General features: G+C 71.0%; 14 protein-coding genes. 8 read left to right on the forward strand and 6 right to left on the reverse strand.

Features of this window, described 5'->3' with window-relative positions; translation table 11 throughout:
- Positions 1–174: 174 nt before the first annotated feature.
- The 5 genes from ET445_RS03055 to ET445_RS03075 all read left to right on the forward strand — a co-directional run bounded on the left by ET445_RS03055 (position 175) and on the right by ET445_RS03075 (position 5,330).
- Positions 175–888 carry a hypothetical protein gene (locus ET445_RS03055; RefSeq protein ID WP_129188722.1) on the forward strand — a complete coding sequence of 238 codons (714 nt, stop codon included), beginning with the start codon at positions 175–177 and terminating at the stop codon, positions 886–888.
- 55 nt (positions 889–943) lie between these two features.
- Complete coding sequence (locus tag ET445_RS03060; protein ID WP_243695304.1) at positions 944–2,230, forward strand: glutamyl-tRNA reductase; 1,287 nt, start codon at positions 944–946, stop codon at positions 2,228–2,230.
- A gap of 104 nt (positions 2,231–2,334) precedes the next feature.
- Positions 2,335–2,982 (forward strand): GNAT family N-acetyltransferase, encoded by a 648-nt coding sequence (locus ET445_RS03065; protein WP_129188724.1) that lies wholly within the window; start codon positions 2,335–2,337, stop codon positions 2,980–2,982.
- Between the two features lie 34 nt (positions 2,983–3,016).
- Positions 3,017–4,606 carry a Na+/H+ antiporter gene (locus ET445_RS03070; protein ID WP_129188726.1) on the forward strand — a complete coding sequence of 530 codons (1,590 nt, stop codon included), beginning with the start codon at positions 3,017–3,019 and terminating at the stop codon, positions 4,604–4,606.
- Positions 4,607–4,838: 232 nt separating this feature from the next.
- Positions 4,839–5,330 (forward strand): FBP domain-containing protein, encoded by a 492-nt coding sequence (locus ET445_RS03075; protein ID WP_129188728.1) that lies wholly within the window; start codon positions 4,839–4,841, stop codon positions 5,328–5,330.
- A 55-nt stretch (positions 5,331–5,385) separates the two neighbouring features.
- Here ET445_RS03075 and ET445_RS03080 read toward each other — a convergent pair whose 3' ends face one another.
- Positions 5,386–6,027: a hypothetical protein gene (locus ET445_RS03080; RefSeq protein ID WP_129188730.1), complete on the reverse strand. Its 642-nt coding sequence runs from the start codon at positions 6,025–6,027 to the stop codon at positions 5,386–5,388.
- A gap of 111 nt (positions 6,028–6,138) precedes the next feature.
- Entirely contained in the window at positions 6,139–7,524 is a 1,386-nt protein-coding gene (locus ET445_RS03085; protein WP_129188732.1) for a glycine--tRNA ligase, read from the reverse strand.
- A gap of 144 nt (positions 7,525–7,668) precedes the next feature.
- Between ET445_RS03085 and ET445_RS03090 the strand changes: the two genes are divergently transcribed.
- The gene (locus ET445_RS03090) at positions 7,669–8,052 is read left to right on the forward strand and encodes a hypothetical protein (protein WP_129188734.1); all 384 of its coding nucleotides are present in this window, start codon (positions 7,669–7,671) and stop codon (positions 8,050–8,052) included.
- A 76-nt stretch (positions 8,053–8,128) separates the two neighbouring features.
- Here the strand turns inward: ET445_RS03090 and ET445_RS03095 are convergent, their stop codons facing one another.
- Positions 8,129–9,598 carry an MFS transporter gene (locus ET445_RS03095; protein WP_129188736.1) on the reverse strand — a complete coding sequence of 490 codons (1,470 nt, stop codon included), beginning with the start codon at positions 9,596–9,598 and terminating at the stop codon, positions 8,129–8,131.
- 195 nt (positions 9,599–9,793) lie between these two features.
- Between ET445_RS03095 and ET445_RS03100 the strand changes: the two genes are divergently transcribed.
- Complete coding sequence (locus ET445_RS03100; RefSeq protein ID WP_129188738.1) at positions 9,794–10,267, forward strand: MarR family winged helix-turn-helix transcriptional regulator; 474 nt, start codon at positions 9,794–9,796, stop codon at positions 10,265–10,267.
- Between the two features lie 43 nt (positions 10,268–10,310).
- On the opposite strand, the gene ET445_RS03105 is transcribed toward ET445_RS03100, so the two are convergent.
- Positions 10,311–11,699 (reverse strand): alpha-hydroxy-acid oxidizing protein, encoded by a 1,389-nt coding sequence (locus tag ET445_RS03105; protein ID WP_129188740.1) that lies wholly within the window; start codon positions 11,697–11,699, stop codon positions 10,311–10,313.
- A gap of 68 nt (positions 11,700–11,767) precedes the next feature.
- Between ET445_RS03105 and ET445_RS03110 the strand changes: the two genes are divergently transcribed.
- Positions 11,768–12,511: a lipase family protein gene (locus ET445_RS03110; protein WP_129188742.1), complete on the forward strand. Its 744-nt coding sequence runs from the start codon at positions 11,768–11,770 to the stop codon at positions 12,509–12,511.
- Positions 12,512–12,661: 150 nt separating this feature from the next.
- Here ET445_RS03110 and ET445_RS03115 read toward each other — a convergent pair whose 3' ends face one another.
- On the reverse strand, positions 12,662–13,570 hold the full coding sequence (locus ET445_RS03115) for a serine hydrolase (RefSeq protein ID WP_129188744.1): 909 nt from the start codon (positions 13,568–13,570) through the stop codon (positions 12,662–12,664).
- Between the two features lie 94 nt (positions 13,571–13,664).
- A complete protein-coding gene (locus ET445_RS03120) occupies positions 13,665–15,665 on the reverse strand; it encodes a M13 family metallopeptidase (protein WP_129188746.1) in 2,001 nt (666 codons plus the stop codon).
- Between the last annotated feature and the right edge of the window lie 43 nt (positions 15,666–15,708).

A 15,708-nucleotide genomic window follows, 5' to 3' on the forward strand; every position in this document is an offset into this window, starting at 1 on the left:
CCCTTCGGCGTTCCTCGGAGCAAAGCCGAGACAGTTCTCCACAGTTCTCCACAGTCCCCGGTGTCCCCCCTTACGAGGACACGCCCTTCCCCGATAGCATCGGCTTCGGTCGTGTCCCCCGCACGACGACGCGCCGCCGTCGGCGCGCCTCCGACCCCCACGGAGAGAGACGACGTGCCCATTCCGTCCCGCACGCGACAGGTCGTGCTCATCAGTGCCGTCGCGGCCCTCGCGACGCTCGTCATCGGGGTGCTCCTCGCCGCCTCCTCGCAGGTCGAGCACGTGGTCGAGCGGCTCCCCCGGGTCTCGACGCCAGCCGCCGCGCTCGGCTTCCTCGCGGCCTGCGCCATCGGCGCGGTCGTGGTCGGTGCACGCCGTGCCGCCGCCCTCGCGAGCGGCCGATCGCGCCGTGCGGCCCTCGAGCGCGCGTTCTCGGGCGACGTCGTGTGCGGCGTCCGCCACCCGGCGCTCACGTCGGCGCTCGGCGACCTCGGCGAGTCGGGCAGGCTCGCCTCGCGCTTCTCGGCGGTCGCCGACCAGTCCGGGGTGACCTTCTGGCGAGGCGGCAGCCGCCCTCAACGGGCCGCGTCGTTCGCGTGGCGCGAGGTGCGCACCATCCGCAGCGACTCGATGATCGCGGGCACCCGCGAGGTGCCCGTGCTCGTCCTGCGCGTGCGCCGCGACGGCTCGAGCATCGAACTCCCGATCATCATCGGCGCCGAGCGCGCGGGCGCGTTCGCGGTCGTCGACGCGCCGTTCTTCGCGACGCTGCGCTCGTGGAAGGCGCTGCACCGCGCGGCGCTCGCGGCCGAGGGGCTCGAACTGCCGCCGCTGACGGCGCCGATCCAGATCATCACGCCCGAGCAGGCACTCGCCGCCCGCGGCTGAGCGCGCCCTCCGGGTGGTGGACGGATCACCGTTCGACCGGCGGTAGAATCCTCAGGTGCTCATCTGCCTTACTGCGAGCCACAAGAACGCCGCCTTCGATATGCTCGAGCGGCTTTCGGCGACCGCAGACGGCGCGGGGCGTCGCATCCTCACGGGCCATGAGGCGGTGAACGGCGCGGTCGTCGTCGCCACCTGCAACCGTTTCGAGGCGTACGTCGACCTGGGCGTGCCCGAGGGCGAATCACCGGTCGACGCCGTGCACGGCGCCATCCGCTCGGTCGGCGAGGTCGCGGGCCTCGACGCCGACGAACTGCGCACGACCTTCGGCTTCCGCCACGGCAACGCCGTGGCCGCCCACCTCTTCTCGGTGTCGTCGGGCCTCGAGTCCGTCGTCGTCGGCGAGGGCGAGATCGCGGGCCAGGTGCGCCGGTCGCTCGAGCGCGCCCGCACCGAGGGCACGACGACGGGCGACCTCGAACGCCTCTTCCAGCGGGCCTCGCAGGTGTCGCGCTCGGTCAAGAACCGCACGGGCATCGGCAACGAGGGCCGCTCCCTCGTGCGCCTCGCCCTCGATCTCGCCGAGAGCCGCATCACCGACTGGGCGAAGACGCGCGTCCTGCTCGTCGGCACCGGTCGCTACGCGGGCGCGTCGCTCGCCGCGCTCCGCGATCGAGGCGTGACGGATGTCTCGGTGCACTCGCCGTCGGGCCGCGCCGCCAAGTTCGCCGACAACCACGGCATCCCGGCCGTCGCCCGCGGCGACTTCGCACGAGTCGCGGCCGAGGTCGACGTCATCGTCACGTGCACGACGGCCGAGCACCACGTCGTCGACCGCGCGGTGCTCGAGACCGGCCGTGCGCGTCTCGCCGAGCAGACCGCGCCGGTCCGCACGATCGGCGGCGACGTCGTCGCCGATCCCGAGCGACGGCAGCTCGTGATCGACCTGGGCCTTCCCCGCAACGTCGACCCCGACGTCGCCGAACTCGACGGCGTCGAGCTCCTCGACCTCGAGACGATCATGATCCACGCCCCGCTCGAGGAGTTCGGCTCGACCGACGCCGCGCGCGACATCGTGCTCGACGCAGCCCGCGACTTCAGCCAGACCGTCGAGGCCGTCGACCTGGCGCCGACGGTCGTCGCCCTGCGCTCGCACGTGTTCGACGTGCTCGACGCCGAGATCGAGCGGGCGCGCTCGAACGGCGATGCCGACGGCTCGGTCGAGGGGCGCTCCGGCACATGGCGGGCGTGCTCCTGCACACGCCGATGGTCCGCTCGCGCGAGTTCGCACGCGAAGGGCGGCAGCGCGAATTCGTCGACGCCGTCGAGGCGCTGTTCGGGGTGAGGGCCGCCGAGGCCGACGCGGCGACGGGCGCTGCAGGCGACGCACCTGCCGCACACGCCGAACCGTCGCTCCGCGACGACGCGCACCGCGCGGGCTGAACCGCGATGCCCGGCTCCGACGAGGCCCCCGCGCTGCGGGTTCCGTTCGAACCAGAGGCATTCGGCGCGGCACGCTTCGAGACCGACCGTCTCGTGCTGCGTGCACTCGAGGCATCCGACGCTCCCGACGTATGGGAGTACCAGCGTCTGCCCGAGGTGTTGCGCTACATCCCGTGGCCCGAGCGCGACCGCGAGGAGGGCTTCGAGCACACGCGCACACGCGCGGCCATGCGGCGGCTCGCCGCCGACGGCGACGCGGTGATCTTCGCGGTCGAGTTGCCGGGCGAGGCATCCGTCGTCGTCGAGCCCGCGGCGCGCACCCGCGTCATCGGCGATGTCATGCTGCGCGTCTCGAGCGTCGCGAACGCGCAGCTCGAGATCGGGTGGGTCGTGCACCCCGACTTCCAGGGCCACGGGTACGCGCGCGAGGCCGCGCAGGCGGTGCTCGACTTCGCCTTCAAGACCCTCCGTCCCCACCGAGTGCAGGCGCTCCTCGACGCCCGCAACGAGGCATCCGCCCGGCTCTGCGAACGACTCGGGATGCGCCGCGAGGCGACCCTCCTCGGGGAGCAGTACGACGACGACGAGTGGACCGACACCGCGATCTACGCGATCCTGCGTCGGGAGTGGGCTTCCGGGCGGCTCGACGCCTGACGCCGCGCACGCCCCCGCCGCTATCGTGTGAGCCATGGACGCGCTCGTCCTCGTCGTCTCGATCGGGCTCGTGCTCCTGGGCGGCGGGGTGCTGAGCCAGCGGGCGAGATGGCCGCTGCCGCTCGTGCTCATCGGGTTCGGCATCCTCGCGGGGTTCCTGCCGTTCCTTCGCGGCATCGCGCTGCCGCCCGAGCTCGTGCTGCTGCTCTTCCTGCCGGCACTGCTCTACTGGGAGTCGCTCAACACGTCGCTCCGCGAGATCCGGGCGAACCTGCGGACCATCCTGCTGCTCTCGATCGTGCTCGTCATCGCGACCGCGACCGTCGTCGCGATCGTCGGGCACGCGTTCGGGCTGTCGTGGCCGATGGCGATCGCGCTCGGCGCGATCCTGTCGCCGACGGATGCCACGGCGGTGAGCTCGTTCATCGGCAAGCTGCCGCGGCGCTCCGACACGATCGCCCGTGCCGAGAGCCTGCTCAACGACGGCACGGCGCTCGTGATCTACGCCCTCGCGGTGGGGGCGGCGGTCTCGGGCACCCCCATCGAGCCGGGGCCGGCCGTGCTGCGGTTCTTCGAGTCGTACGTATTCGGCGCGCTCATCGGCCTCGCGGTCGGCTTCGCGGTCGCGGGCATCCGTCGGGTGCTCGGCCCGAGCCGGGTGCTGCACACGACGATGAGCCTCTTGACTCCGTTCCTCGCGTATCTGCCGGCCGAGGCGCTCGGCGTCTCGGGGGTCGTCTCGGTCGTCGTGTGCGGGCTGCTGCTCAGCTACTTCGGGCCGCGGATCGTCTCGGCGGCGATGCGCGAGCAGTCGTATCAGTTCTGGCAGTTCGCGACGTACGTCCTGAACGGCGCCCTCTTCGTGCTCATCGGGCTCGAACTGCACCCGCTCATGGGCGAGCTCGGGTCGGACTGGGTCGAAGCCCTCGTGCTCGGCCTCCTCAGTGCCGTCGTGATCCTCGCCGTGCGACTCGCCTGGAGCAACACGGTGCCGTACCTCATCCGGATCGTCGACCGACGCCCGGTGCAGCGGACGCTCCGGATCGGCTTCCGGCAGCGGTTCCCGCTCGCATGGGCGGGGTTCCGCGGCGCCGTGTCGCTCGCGGCCGCGCTCGCACTGCCGACCGAGACCGCCGCGGGCGACCCGCTCCCCGGCCGCGACGTCGTCATCGGGGTGACGTTCGTCGTCATCCTGTTCACGCTCGTCGTGCAGGGGCTGCCGATGAAGGCGATCGTGCGGTGGGCCCGCTTCCCCGAGGACCCTCGCGAGTTCGACGAGGAACTCCTCGCCGAGCAGACCCTCCTCGAGCGCAGCCTCGCGAAGCTGCCCGAACTCACCGAGCAGACGTCCACCTCCGAGGAGGCCGCCGCCGCCGTGCGCGCCGACCTCGAGCACCGGCTGAGCCTCATCCACCGCGAAGAAGGCCACCCCGAGGTCGCCCAGCACGACGACGACGAGTCGGCCGCCGAGCAGTCGCTGCGGCTCGCGATCATGGAGGTCAAGCGGAACGCACTCGTCGACCTCCGCAATCGCGGCCGCATCGACGACGTCATCCTCCGCCGCGTGCAAGCACGCCTCGACCTCGAAGAACTGCGGCTGACAGGGCCGCCCGAGGAGGAGTGACGGGCGCCCGTCCGGCTCGCCCGTATAGGGTGTCCTGGTGCATTCACTCGTCGTTCCGCCCGCTGGGCGTCAGGAGGTCGTCGGCGCCTGCGCCGACCGCAGATGACCCCGCCCCGAGGCTGCGCTTCCGCGCGGCCCGCAGCGGCATGCCCGGTCCGGGCTTCCTGAACGCCCCGAGGGGCGTCTGAACGAACACGAGACACATGCGGGCGCAGCCCGCGGAGAGACATCCATGCACCCCATCACCGACGCCGCGATCCGCGCGTCCCTCGTCAACGCGACCAAGCGCGAACGCACCGACCTCACGCTGCCCAAGGGCTTCGCCGACCTCGACTTCGACCGACTCGACTTCCTCGGCTGGCGCGATCCGAAACTGCCCCGGCAGGCGTACGTCGTCGCCGAGATCGACGGCGAGTTCGTCGGAGCCGTGCTGCGCCTGGCCGAAGGAAAGACGCGCACCCGGCCCCAATGCTCATGGTGCGAAGACGTGCACCTGCCGAACGACGTCGTCTTCTACACGGCCAAGCGCGCGGGCGACGCGGGCCGCAAGGGCGACACGATCGGCACGCTCGTGTGCGCCGACTTCGAGTGTTCGCGCAACGTGCGCAAGCTCCCCGCGATGGCGTATACGGGCTTCGATCGCGAAGCCGCGCGCGACCGGCGCGTCGAGGCGCTCCGCGAGCACGTCACGTCGTTCGTGCGGGACATCCGCGACGGCGGCTGAGGCTTGACGGAGCGCACGGCCGGGGCCGTCCGTGCGCAGGATGACGCCGCCCGGATCACTCCCAGAGCGGTCGCACAGCGGCCCGCGCAGCGACGATCGCGTCGCCGTCGAGGGGCACGGCGGATGCCTCGAACTCCTCATCGCGCCACTCGGACACGAGTCGGCACTCGCCGCCGGGGAATTCGGGCCACCACACCCAGAGCCCGCCGGTCAGGCGGTAGAGGCGGTCGCTCCCGCCGCCGCCGCCATGGCGCGGCATCGCGGTCGGCGGGGTCGGGGCGTCGTTCGGGTCCGAGTCGGGGCCGTAGGCAGCGCGCATCGTCCCGAACCCCACAGCGGGCACTTTCTCGCCGCCAGGGCCGACGATGCCGAAGCGCGGGCCGCCGCCCTCCTCACCCCCGAAGAACGCGGCCCGTCCGTGAGCACGTCGCTGCCACTCGGACACGCTCTCGTCGCGGCGGCGCAGCACCCAGTCCACGACGACCTCGAACCCCGTCGAATAGACGCCGATCTCGCGCAGCACGAGCGTCGCCCGCTCGCTGCGCGCGATCGTGCGGTCGAGCAGCACTCGCCCCGGCACCTCGTCTTCGGGCGCCTGGCCCCACTGCGGCACGCGGTACGGCTCGGCCTCTTCGATCGCTCGGCGTCTCCGTTCGGCGTCTTCCTCGTCGAAGAACCCCGGTTCGCTGGTCTGCATGGGGTCGAGGATAGCGGCGGCCGGCGATCACCCGGCCGAGACGGCGAGAGACGGATGCCGCGTGGTCGCGGCATCCGTCTCTGCTTCTGTCCTCGAGCTGTGCCCGGCGCCTTACGCGCCGATCAGCCGCGCGCCGAGGTACGCCTCGAGCTCGGCGAGCGGCACGCGCTCCTGCTGCATGGTGTCGCGGTCGCGCACCGTCACCGCGTCGTCTTCGAGCGAGTCGAAGTCGACTGTGATGCAGAACGGCGTGCCGATCTCGTCTTGGCGGCGGTAGCGGCGGCCGATCGCGCCGGCGTCGTCGAAGTCGACGTTCCAGTACTTGCGGAGCGTCGCGGCGAGCTCGCGCGCGAGCGGCGAGAGCTTCTCGTTGCGGCTGAGGGGCAGCACGGCGGCCTTGACGGGCGCGAGGCGCGGGTCGAGCTTCAGCACCGTGCGGGTGTCGACGCCGCCCTTCGCGTTCGGCACCTCCTCGACGTGGTACGCGTCGACGAGGAACGCCATGAGCGAGCGCGTGAGGCCCGCCGCGGGCTCGATGACGTAGGGGATCCAGCGCTCGTTCTTCGACTGGTCGAAGTACGAGAGGTCTTTGCCCGAGTGCTCGGAGTGGGTCTTGAGGTCGAAGTCGGTGCGGTTCGCGACGCCCTCGAGCTCGCCCCAGTCGCCGCCGGCGAAGCCGAACTTGTACTCGATGTCGACGGTGCGCTTCGAGTAGTGGCTGAGCTTCTCTTTCGGGTGCTCGAAGAGGCGAAGGTTCTCGGGGTCGATGCCGAGGTCGACATACCAGGCGAGGCGGGTGTCGATCCAGTACTGGTGCCACTCTTCGTCGGTGCCGGGCTCGACGAAGAACTCCATCTCCATCTGCTCGAACTCGCGCGTGCGGAAGATGAAGTTGCCGGGCGTGATCTCGTTGCGGAACGACTTGCCGATCTGGCCGATGCCGAACGGAGGCTTCATGCGCGCCGTCTGCAGCACGTTCGCGAAGTTCACGAAGATGCCCTGCGCGGTCTCGGGTCGGAGGTAGTGCAGGCCCGACTCGTCGTCGACGACGCCGAGGTAGGTCTTCAAGAGGCCTGAGAACGCGCGCGGTTCGGTCCACTGGCCGCGCGTGCCGCAGTTCGCGCACACGATCTCGGCGAGGCCGCCCTTGGGCTCGCGGCCCTTCTTCTCCTCGAACTCCTCGATGAGGTGGTCTTCGCGGTAGCGCTTGTGGCAGTGCAGGCACTCGACGAGCGGGTCGCTGAAGACCTCGACGTGGCCCGAGGCCTCCCACACCTGCTTGGGCAAGATGACGCTCGAGTCGAGGCCCACGACGTCGTCGCGGCCCTGCACCATCGTGCGCCACCACTGGCGCTTGATGTTCTCCTTCAGGGCGACGCCGAGGGGGCCGTAGTCCCACGCCGACCGGGATCCGCCGTAGATCTCACCCGCCTGGAAGACGAACCCGCGGTGCTGGGCGAGGGTGATGACTGAGTCGAGACGGCTGGGCGCGGCCACGGTGGCTCCAATGGTCGAGAGAGGGGATGCGGGCAGACGCGCCCGCAGGATCATCTCAATCCTACGAAATCCCACGCGTCGCTTCGGCCATGAATCGGGCGCCGGCTCTACGCTGAGCCGAAGACGACCGCCTGGGGAGGGGCCATGGCCGATCTGTTCGAGGATCTCGGCATCGTGGACGGCCCCGTGCCGGTCGCCGTGCTCGTCATCGCCGGGCTCGTCTTCGTCTACCTGCTCGGTCGCGAACGCACGTGGCATTGGGTGTTCACGGCGATCGTCGTCCTCGTCGTCGGCGCCCTCGTCGGTGTCGGCGGGCTGTGGCTCGCGATCCGGTTCTTCGGTGCGATCGAGGAACCGGTGCCCGACGCGGCGTGGGGGTGGGCCGGGGCCTCGGCAGCGGGCATCCTGCTCGCGCTCTTCAACCTGTGGCGCTCGCGCTGGTGGCGGAAGCTCATCGCGGTCGCGGCGCTGCCGCTCTTCGCGATCGTGGGCTGGCTCGAGATCGCAGCCGACACGGCCCAGCGCTGAGGCGCCGGATCTCGCTGCGCTCGCTACTCGACCACCGGTGGTCGAGCAGCGAGCGTATCGAGACCCAGCGGACGGCTCAGGATGCCGCGGCCACGAGCTCCTCGTCCTCGGCGGGCGCCGGGGCGTGGTGGCCGTGGCCCACGGCCATGCCCGGCGTGAACTTCGCGGGGATCGTCACGGCGATGAGCGCGGCGGCGACCGCGACGCCGCACCCGATGAGCAGGCCCGTGCGGAAGCCGTCCTCCGTGGCGATCGTGTAGCCGCCGAGGTCGACGCTCATCGCTGCGAGCACGGCGCCGACGACGGCCGAGGAGATCGAGGACCCGATCGAACGCATGAGCGAGTTGACGCCGTTCGCCGAACCCGTCTCGCTGCGCGGCACGGCGCCCATGATGAGCGACGGCATGGCGCCGTAGGCGAACGCGACGCCCGCGCTCGCGACGACCGACGTCACGAGCAGACCCCACAGCGACCCCATGAAGAGGGCGGACGACCCGTACCCGATCGCCATGACGATGCCGCCGACGATGAGGGTCGTCTTGGGGCCGCGCGCGGCCGAGATCTTCGCACCGACGGGCGAGACGAGCATCATCGCGATGCCCGCGGGCGCCATCCAGAAGCCCATCTGCAGCATCGTCTGTCCGAGGCCGTAGCCCGTCTCGACCGGGAGCTGCATGAGCTGCGGGATGATGAGCGACTGCGCGAACATCGCGAAGCCGACGACGATCGAGGCGAGGTTCGTGAGCAGCACCTGGGGGCGGGCGGTCACGCGCAGGTCGACGAGGGGTGCAGGCGTGCGGAGTTCCCACCAGCCCCACGCGAGGGCGACGACGACCGCGACGACGAACATCGTGATGGTGGTCGCACTGCCCCAGCCCCAGCTCGCGCCCTTCGAGATGGCGAGCAGCAGGGCGACGAGCACGACGCTCAACCCGACGGTGCCCACGGGGTCGAACTTGCCCTTCGCGAGCGGCTTCGTCGCGGGGATGATCCAGAGGATCGCGGCACCGCACAGGGCGGAGATGACGGCGACCGCCCAGAACAGGATGCGCCAGTCGGTGTACTGGGCGACGGCCGCCGCGACGGGGAGGCCGATCGCACCGCCGATTCCCATCGACGAGCTCATGAGGGCGATGCCCGAGCCGACCCGGTCGGCGGGCAGAAGGTCGCGCAGCACGCTGATGCCGAGCGGCACGATGCCCGTCGCAAGGCCTTGGAGGGCGCGGCCGACGATCATCCACTCGATCGAGCCCGAGAGGGCGGCGATGACCGAGCCGGCGATGAGCGGGATGAGCGCGACGAGCATGATCTTGCGCTTGCCGTAGAGGTCGCCGAGGCGGCCGGTGAGCGGGGTCGCGACGGCGCCCGCGAGCAGGGTCGCGGTGACGGCCCAGGCGGTGGTCGAGGCATCCGTGTGGAAGATCTGCGGGAGCTGGCCGAGGATCGGCACGACGATGGTCGCCGTCAGCGAGACGACGATGCCGGCGAGGGCCAGCACGGTGATGAGCACGCCGGGGCGTGGCTGGGTGGATGCAGACGTGCGCATGCGTCCTCCTTGTGGGCGGGGATCGGGGGATGGCTCGGCGACCCTGTCGAGACATATGCATCATACACACGATATGTAGAATGCATATTCAGGATGCCTCGAGCCGACGCCGCACGCAGCCGTCGGCCGCCCGATGGGAGAGAACCGCCCGATGGGATAGAACAGAGACCGCAGGCATGCCGCGAAGGAGGCGATATGGACGACGCGATCCCGCAGGTCGAGTACGAGACGATGCTGCTGAGCCGCCACCTCATCGCGATCCGCCCCCGGCGCAACGCCGAGGAACGCCTCGACCGCAGCGCCTACCTGCTGCTCAGCCGCATCGGCATCGACGGCGCGCTCTCGATCGGCGAACTCTCCGACGCGTTCGGCCTCGACGCCTCGACCCTCAACAGGCAGACCGCCGCGCTCGTGCGGGCCGGGTTCGCCGAACGCATCCCCGACCCCGACGGGGGCATCGCACGGAAGTTCCGCATCACCGACAAAGGCGCGCTCGCGCTCGACGAGGAGCGCACGGCCAACGTCGCCGCAGTCGGCCGCATCCTCGACGGGTGGGAACCCGACGAGGTCGCCGAGTTCGCCGCCTACCTGCACCGCTTCAACACGGGCATCGAACGGATCGACCGGCGCCCGTGGCCGCGGCCCGGCACGCCTCCGGCGGGCGAGTAGCGACCCCGCTCGGTGGTCGAGGAGCGCAGCGTATCGAGACCCGCTACTCCGCCGGCAGCAGCGACTCGGGCCCGAGTTCGTGGACCGACGTGTGCCCCGCGAGCCCGAGCGTGAGGTCGAACTCGGCGATCGTGTTGCGCACGACCTCGCTCACCCCGGTCGCTCCGGCGATCGCGAGTCCGTAGGCGTAGGGCCGTCCGAGGCCGACGGCGGTCGCCCCGAGCGCGAGGGCGATCGCGACATCGGCACCGCCCCGCACGCCCGAGTCGAGGATGATCGGCGCGCGCCCCGCAACCCGTTCGACGACGGCGGGCAGTGCTTCGAGCGTCGGCACCGAGCGATCGATCTGCCGCCCGCCGTGGTTCGAGACCACGACACCGTCCATGCCGGTGTCGATCGCGCGCGACGCGTCGTCGGGATGCACGACGCCCTTCAGCAGCACGGGCAGGTCGGTCCACTCGCGCACGCGCGCGATGCCCTCCCAGCTCAAGGATGCGTCGGAGAACACGTCGAGGAACGTCTCGACCGCGGCCCGCGGAAGCGGCGAGCGCATCGCCCGCCCCACACCTCCGCCGTCGACGAGCGCCGACCCCGCCGCCTGGCGCGCGATGCCGACGGCGGTGCGTACGGCCTTCGGCGTCACGCGCACGGGCGCGGCCGGCGCGGCGGGTCGAGCCGCCTCCGCAGACAGCGGCCTCGTGACATCCGACCCGTCTGTGACATCGCCACCCGAGGTGACCTTCGCGTGCCGCACGCGCTCGCGCACGAGCTGCGCGAACACGGGGTCGCTCGTGTACTGGGCGATGCCCTGCCCGCGCGTGAACGGCAGGAAGGCGAGATCGAGGTCGCGCGTGCGCCAGCCGAGCAGATGGGTGTCGAGGGTGATGACGATGGCTTCGCAGCCGGATGCCTCGGCGCGCGCGATGAGCGAACGGTTGAGGTCGTCCGACGACGACCAGTACAGCTGGAACCACCGCGACGCCGAGCCCATCGCCGACGCGACCTCCTCCATGGGCCGCGAAGCCTGATTCGAGAGGATGTACGGCACGTCGAGGGCCGCCGCTGCACGCCCGACCGCGATGTCGGCGTCGGGGTGCGCGAGACTCATGACGCCGAGCGGCGAGAGGAGGAGCGGCGTCGCCCGGCGCTTGCCGAGGAGCTCGATCGACAGGTCGCGCTCGGCGACATCCCGAAGCACCCGAGGGTAGATGCGCCACTTCGCGAACGCCCCCGTATTGGCCGCCATCGTGTGCTCGCTGCCCGCACCTCCCGCGAGGTACGCGAACGCGTCGGCCGGGAGCGCGCGCTTCGCGCCCTGCTCGAGCCCCGCGAACGTCGTCGGCACGGCGGGCTTCTCGCCGCTCACCCCCGCCCGGTAGACGGCGGACTGCACCCCGCGCGCGAATCCTCGCGACGTGTCGATGCGGCTCATGGGACCTCCTCGTCCTGCACGAATGTCGCCCTACTCTATGCCGCGCCCGGCACTTCTAGACTTCGGGCATGGGACGGCGGGGGCTCGCGCGCAAGCTGCGGTGGCTCGTCGTCGACTACGCGTACGCGTCGTGGCGGCAGCTCGCCGTGTTCGGCGCAGCGCTCACGGGCGCGAGGACGCCGCGTGCGTGGGGGTCGGGCGACGACTCCCGCCCGTCGCTCCCCGAGGTCGTGCTCGTGCCGGGCGTGTACGAGCACTGGGCGTTCCTCCGCCCGCTCGGCGACCGCCTGAACCGCGCGGGCCACCGCGTACGCGTCGTGCACGGGCTCGGCGTGAACCGTCGGCCCGTCGACGAGACGGCGGCGAAGCTCGCGCGGGCCCTCGCGCGCACTCGCGCTCCCGCCGCCGGTCGCGTCATCGTCGCGCACTCGAAGGGCGGGCTGATCGGCAAGCGGGCGCTCATCGATGCTTCGGATGCCTCGGGGCTCGCCCTGCTCGGCGTCGTCGCGATCTGCACCCCGTTCGGCGGCTCGCCGCGCGCACGGCTCCTCGCCGACCCGAGCATCCGCGCGTTCCTCCCCGACGACCCGACGATCGCGGCGCTCCGCGCCGCCACGGGCGTCGACCGCCGGATCGTGTCGGTGTTCGGCACGTTCGACCCGCACATCCCGGGCGGGAGCGCACTCGAAGGCGCCGCCGCGAATCTCGAGGTTCCCGTCGCGGGGCATTTCAGGCCGCTCGGCTCACCGGCCACGGCAGACGCCGTGCTCGCGGGAATCGCGCGGCTCGAGGCATCCGCCCCTGTCGGCTGAGCCACCCCAGCCCGACGCCTCCTGAGCGCCGCTCCCTCATCGTTTCAGGAGATCGCACGCTACTCAGGACCACACCCCGCCGATCGTCCTGAACAGCCTCTGATCTCCTGAAACCGGACAGCGACGAGCAGGCGGATGCCACGCGGCAGCTCAGTGCACGTACTCGAGCAGATCCATCCCGACCTGGCGCATGCCGTCGAGCACGGCGAGCCGGCTCGAGAGCTGCGTGTCGGCGAAGTACATCGACACGGCGTAGGACACGCTCGCGCGCGGGCCGCGCAGCACGCCGACCTCGCTGCGGACGCCGCCGTCGGTGCCGGTCTTGTTCATGAGCAGCACGTTGTGGTCGGGCATGCGGTGCGCGAGCGGGTCGAGGCCGAACGCCGACGCGACCATCGACAGGTCGCTGTTGAGCGAGAGCCATCCGACGACCCGCTGCGAGACGTCGGGGCTCACGATCTCACCGCGCGCGAGCGCGGCGAACAGCCACGTGAGCTCTTTCGCCGATCCGATCGAGAGCTGCGGAGCGTCGTCGGGGCCGCGGTGGTCGCGCACGAGGTCGAGGAGCGCCGTGCGCGTGAGCCCGAGCGCTTCGGTGCGCGCCCGCACGGCCTCGAGGCCGATGTAGCGGATGAGCACGTTCGTCGCGAGGTTGTCGCTCGTCGCGCCGACGAGGGCGGCGAGGTCGGCGACCGGAAGCGACGGCGATTGCAGGTGCTGCCAGATGCCCGAGTCGCCCACGGCGTCTTTCGGGGCACGGTCGAGCACCGTGAACGCCTCGTGGCTCGCCCCGTTCAAACGGGACGCGACCTCGACGAGGAGCAGCACCTTGCCGATCGACGCCGTCGGCATGACGACGTGGTCGTCGACGGAGAACAGCACCCGGCCCGTCGCGAGGTCGGTCGCGCGCGCCGACACCTGCACCCCGGCGAGCGCGAGCTCGCCGAGCGCGTCGAAGCCGCGGCTGAAGTCTTCGGCGGGACCCTCGGTCGTGTGCTTGCCGCGATGGATCAGGGCATGGCGAGAACGTCGCTCGGAGTTCTGCGACGAGGTCACCACTGACGAGGTCCTTCTCTGTTCTCGGTCTCGGTCGGCGCTCCCCGCCGCATCGCTGCGGCGCGCGCGAATTCGTTCGAATCGGCTCGGTCGGGGTTTACCAGATGGTCACGCGCTCGGCCGGATCGAGCCAGAGCGCGTCACCTTCGGCGACCCCGAACCCAGCATAGAACTCGTCGATGTTGCGAACGATCTGGTTGCATCGGAACTCGCTGGGAGAGTGCGGGTCGATCGCGAGCAGACGGATCGCCTCCTCGTCGCGGAGCTTCAACTGCCAGGCCTGCGCCCACGAGAGGAAGAACCGCTCGACGGCCGTGAGGCCGTCGATGACGGGCGCGTTCGACACGTCGCCGCCCTGCGAGATGACGTACGCCTTCCACGCGATCGCGAGGCCGCCGAGGTCGCCGATGTTCTCGCCGATCGTGAGGGCGCCGTTGACGTGGGGCGGTTCGGATGTCTCGTCCGCGAGTTGCAGCGGCACGAGCGCGTCGTACTGCGCGATGAGCGCCTTCGTGCGGTCCTCGAACGCCGCCCGGTCGGCCTCGGTCCACCAGTCGGTGAGGCGGCCGTCGCCGTCGTACTTCGATCCCTGGTCGTCGAAGCCGTGGCCGATCTCGTGCCCGATGACGGCGCCGATCGCGCCGTAGTTCGCGGCGGCGTCGCGGTCGGCGTCGAAGAACGGGAACTGGAGGATGGCGGCCGGGAACACGATCTCGTTGAAGCCCGGGTTGTAGTACGCGTTGATCGTCTGCGGCGTCATGAACCACTCGTCGCGGTCGATGGGCTTGCCGATCTTGCCGAGCTCGCGGTTGAACTCGAACTCGGCGGTGGCGCGCACGTTGGCGATGAGGTCGCCCGGCGTGATCTCGAGCTTCGAGTAGTCGCGCCACTTGACCGGGTAGCCGATCTTCGGCGTGAACTTCGCGAGCTTGTCGAGCGCCTTCGCCCGCGTCTCTTCGCCCATCCAGTCGAGCTGCGAGATCGACTGCCGGTACGCCTCGACGAGGTTCGCGACGAGGTCGTCCATCTCCTCCTTCGCGGCGGGCGGGAAGTGCCGCTCGACGTAGATCCGGCCGACGGCCTCGCCCATCGCGCCCTCGACGAGCGAGACGCCCCGCTTCCACCGCTCGCGCATCTGCGGGGTGCCCGTGAGGGTGCGACCGTAGAAGTCGAAGTTCGCCTCGACGAGATCGGTCGAGAGGTACGCGGCCGACGAGCGGATGATCTGCCACGCAAGCCAGTCGCGCCAGGCCGGCAGGCGGTCTTCGGTGAGGAGCGCGCCGAGGCCCGCGAGGAACGACGGCTGCCGCACGACGAGCTCGGCGAACGCGCCCTCGGGCACGCCCATGGCGTCGCGCCAGCCGTCGAGGTCGAGCGGCGTCTCGCGCGACCTCGAGAGCCCGGCCGAGACATCCGCCCAGCTCTTCAGGTTGTAGGTCTTCTCGCTGTCACGCGACTCGACGTTCGTCCAGTGCGTCGCCGCGATCTCCTTCTCGAGACCGAACACGCGTTCGGCGCGCGCCGCCGCTTCGTCGAGCTTCGCGAGGCCGAACATGCGCTCGAGGTGCGCGCGGTAGGCCTCGCGCACCGACTCGAAGCGCTCTTCGCGGAAGTAGCTCTCGTCGGGCAGGCCGATGCCGCCCTGCTCGACGAACACGAGGTAGCGCTCGGGGTCGCCCGGGTCGTTGTCGACGAACAGCTGCGCGAAGCCCGCGATGCCGAGTCGCTCGAGGCGCCCGGTCGTCTCGAGCAGCCTCGCGACGGAGTCGACGGCGGATGCCTCGGCGAGCTGCGGCTCGATGGGGGTCACGCCGAGCGCGTCGGCCCGCTGCTCGTCCATGAAGCTCGCGTAGAGGTCGCCGACCTTGCGCGCCTCGGTGCCCTCCTCGGCCTGCTGCGACTCGACGATGATCTCGCGCACGGCCTTCTCGGCCTCTTCGTGCAACTCGATGAACGAGCCGTAGCGCGCCTTGTCGGCCGGGATCTCGGTGCGAGCGATCCACTTGCCGTTGACGTGCCGGAAGAGGTCGTCCTGGGCGCGCACAGTGGGGTCGAGCTCGTCGAGGCGGATGCCCGAGGGGAGGGTGGCGTCGGTCATCCCCCAGACTACGCATGGCGCGCACCCATCGGGTGCGGTTGGA

The sequence above is a fragment of the Agromyces protaetiae genome, from assembly GCF_004135405.1.
Taxonomy (GTDB): domain Bacteria; phylum Actinomycetota; class Actinomycetes; order Actinomycetales; family Microbacteriaceae; genus Agromyces; species Agromyces protaetiae.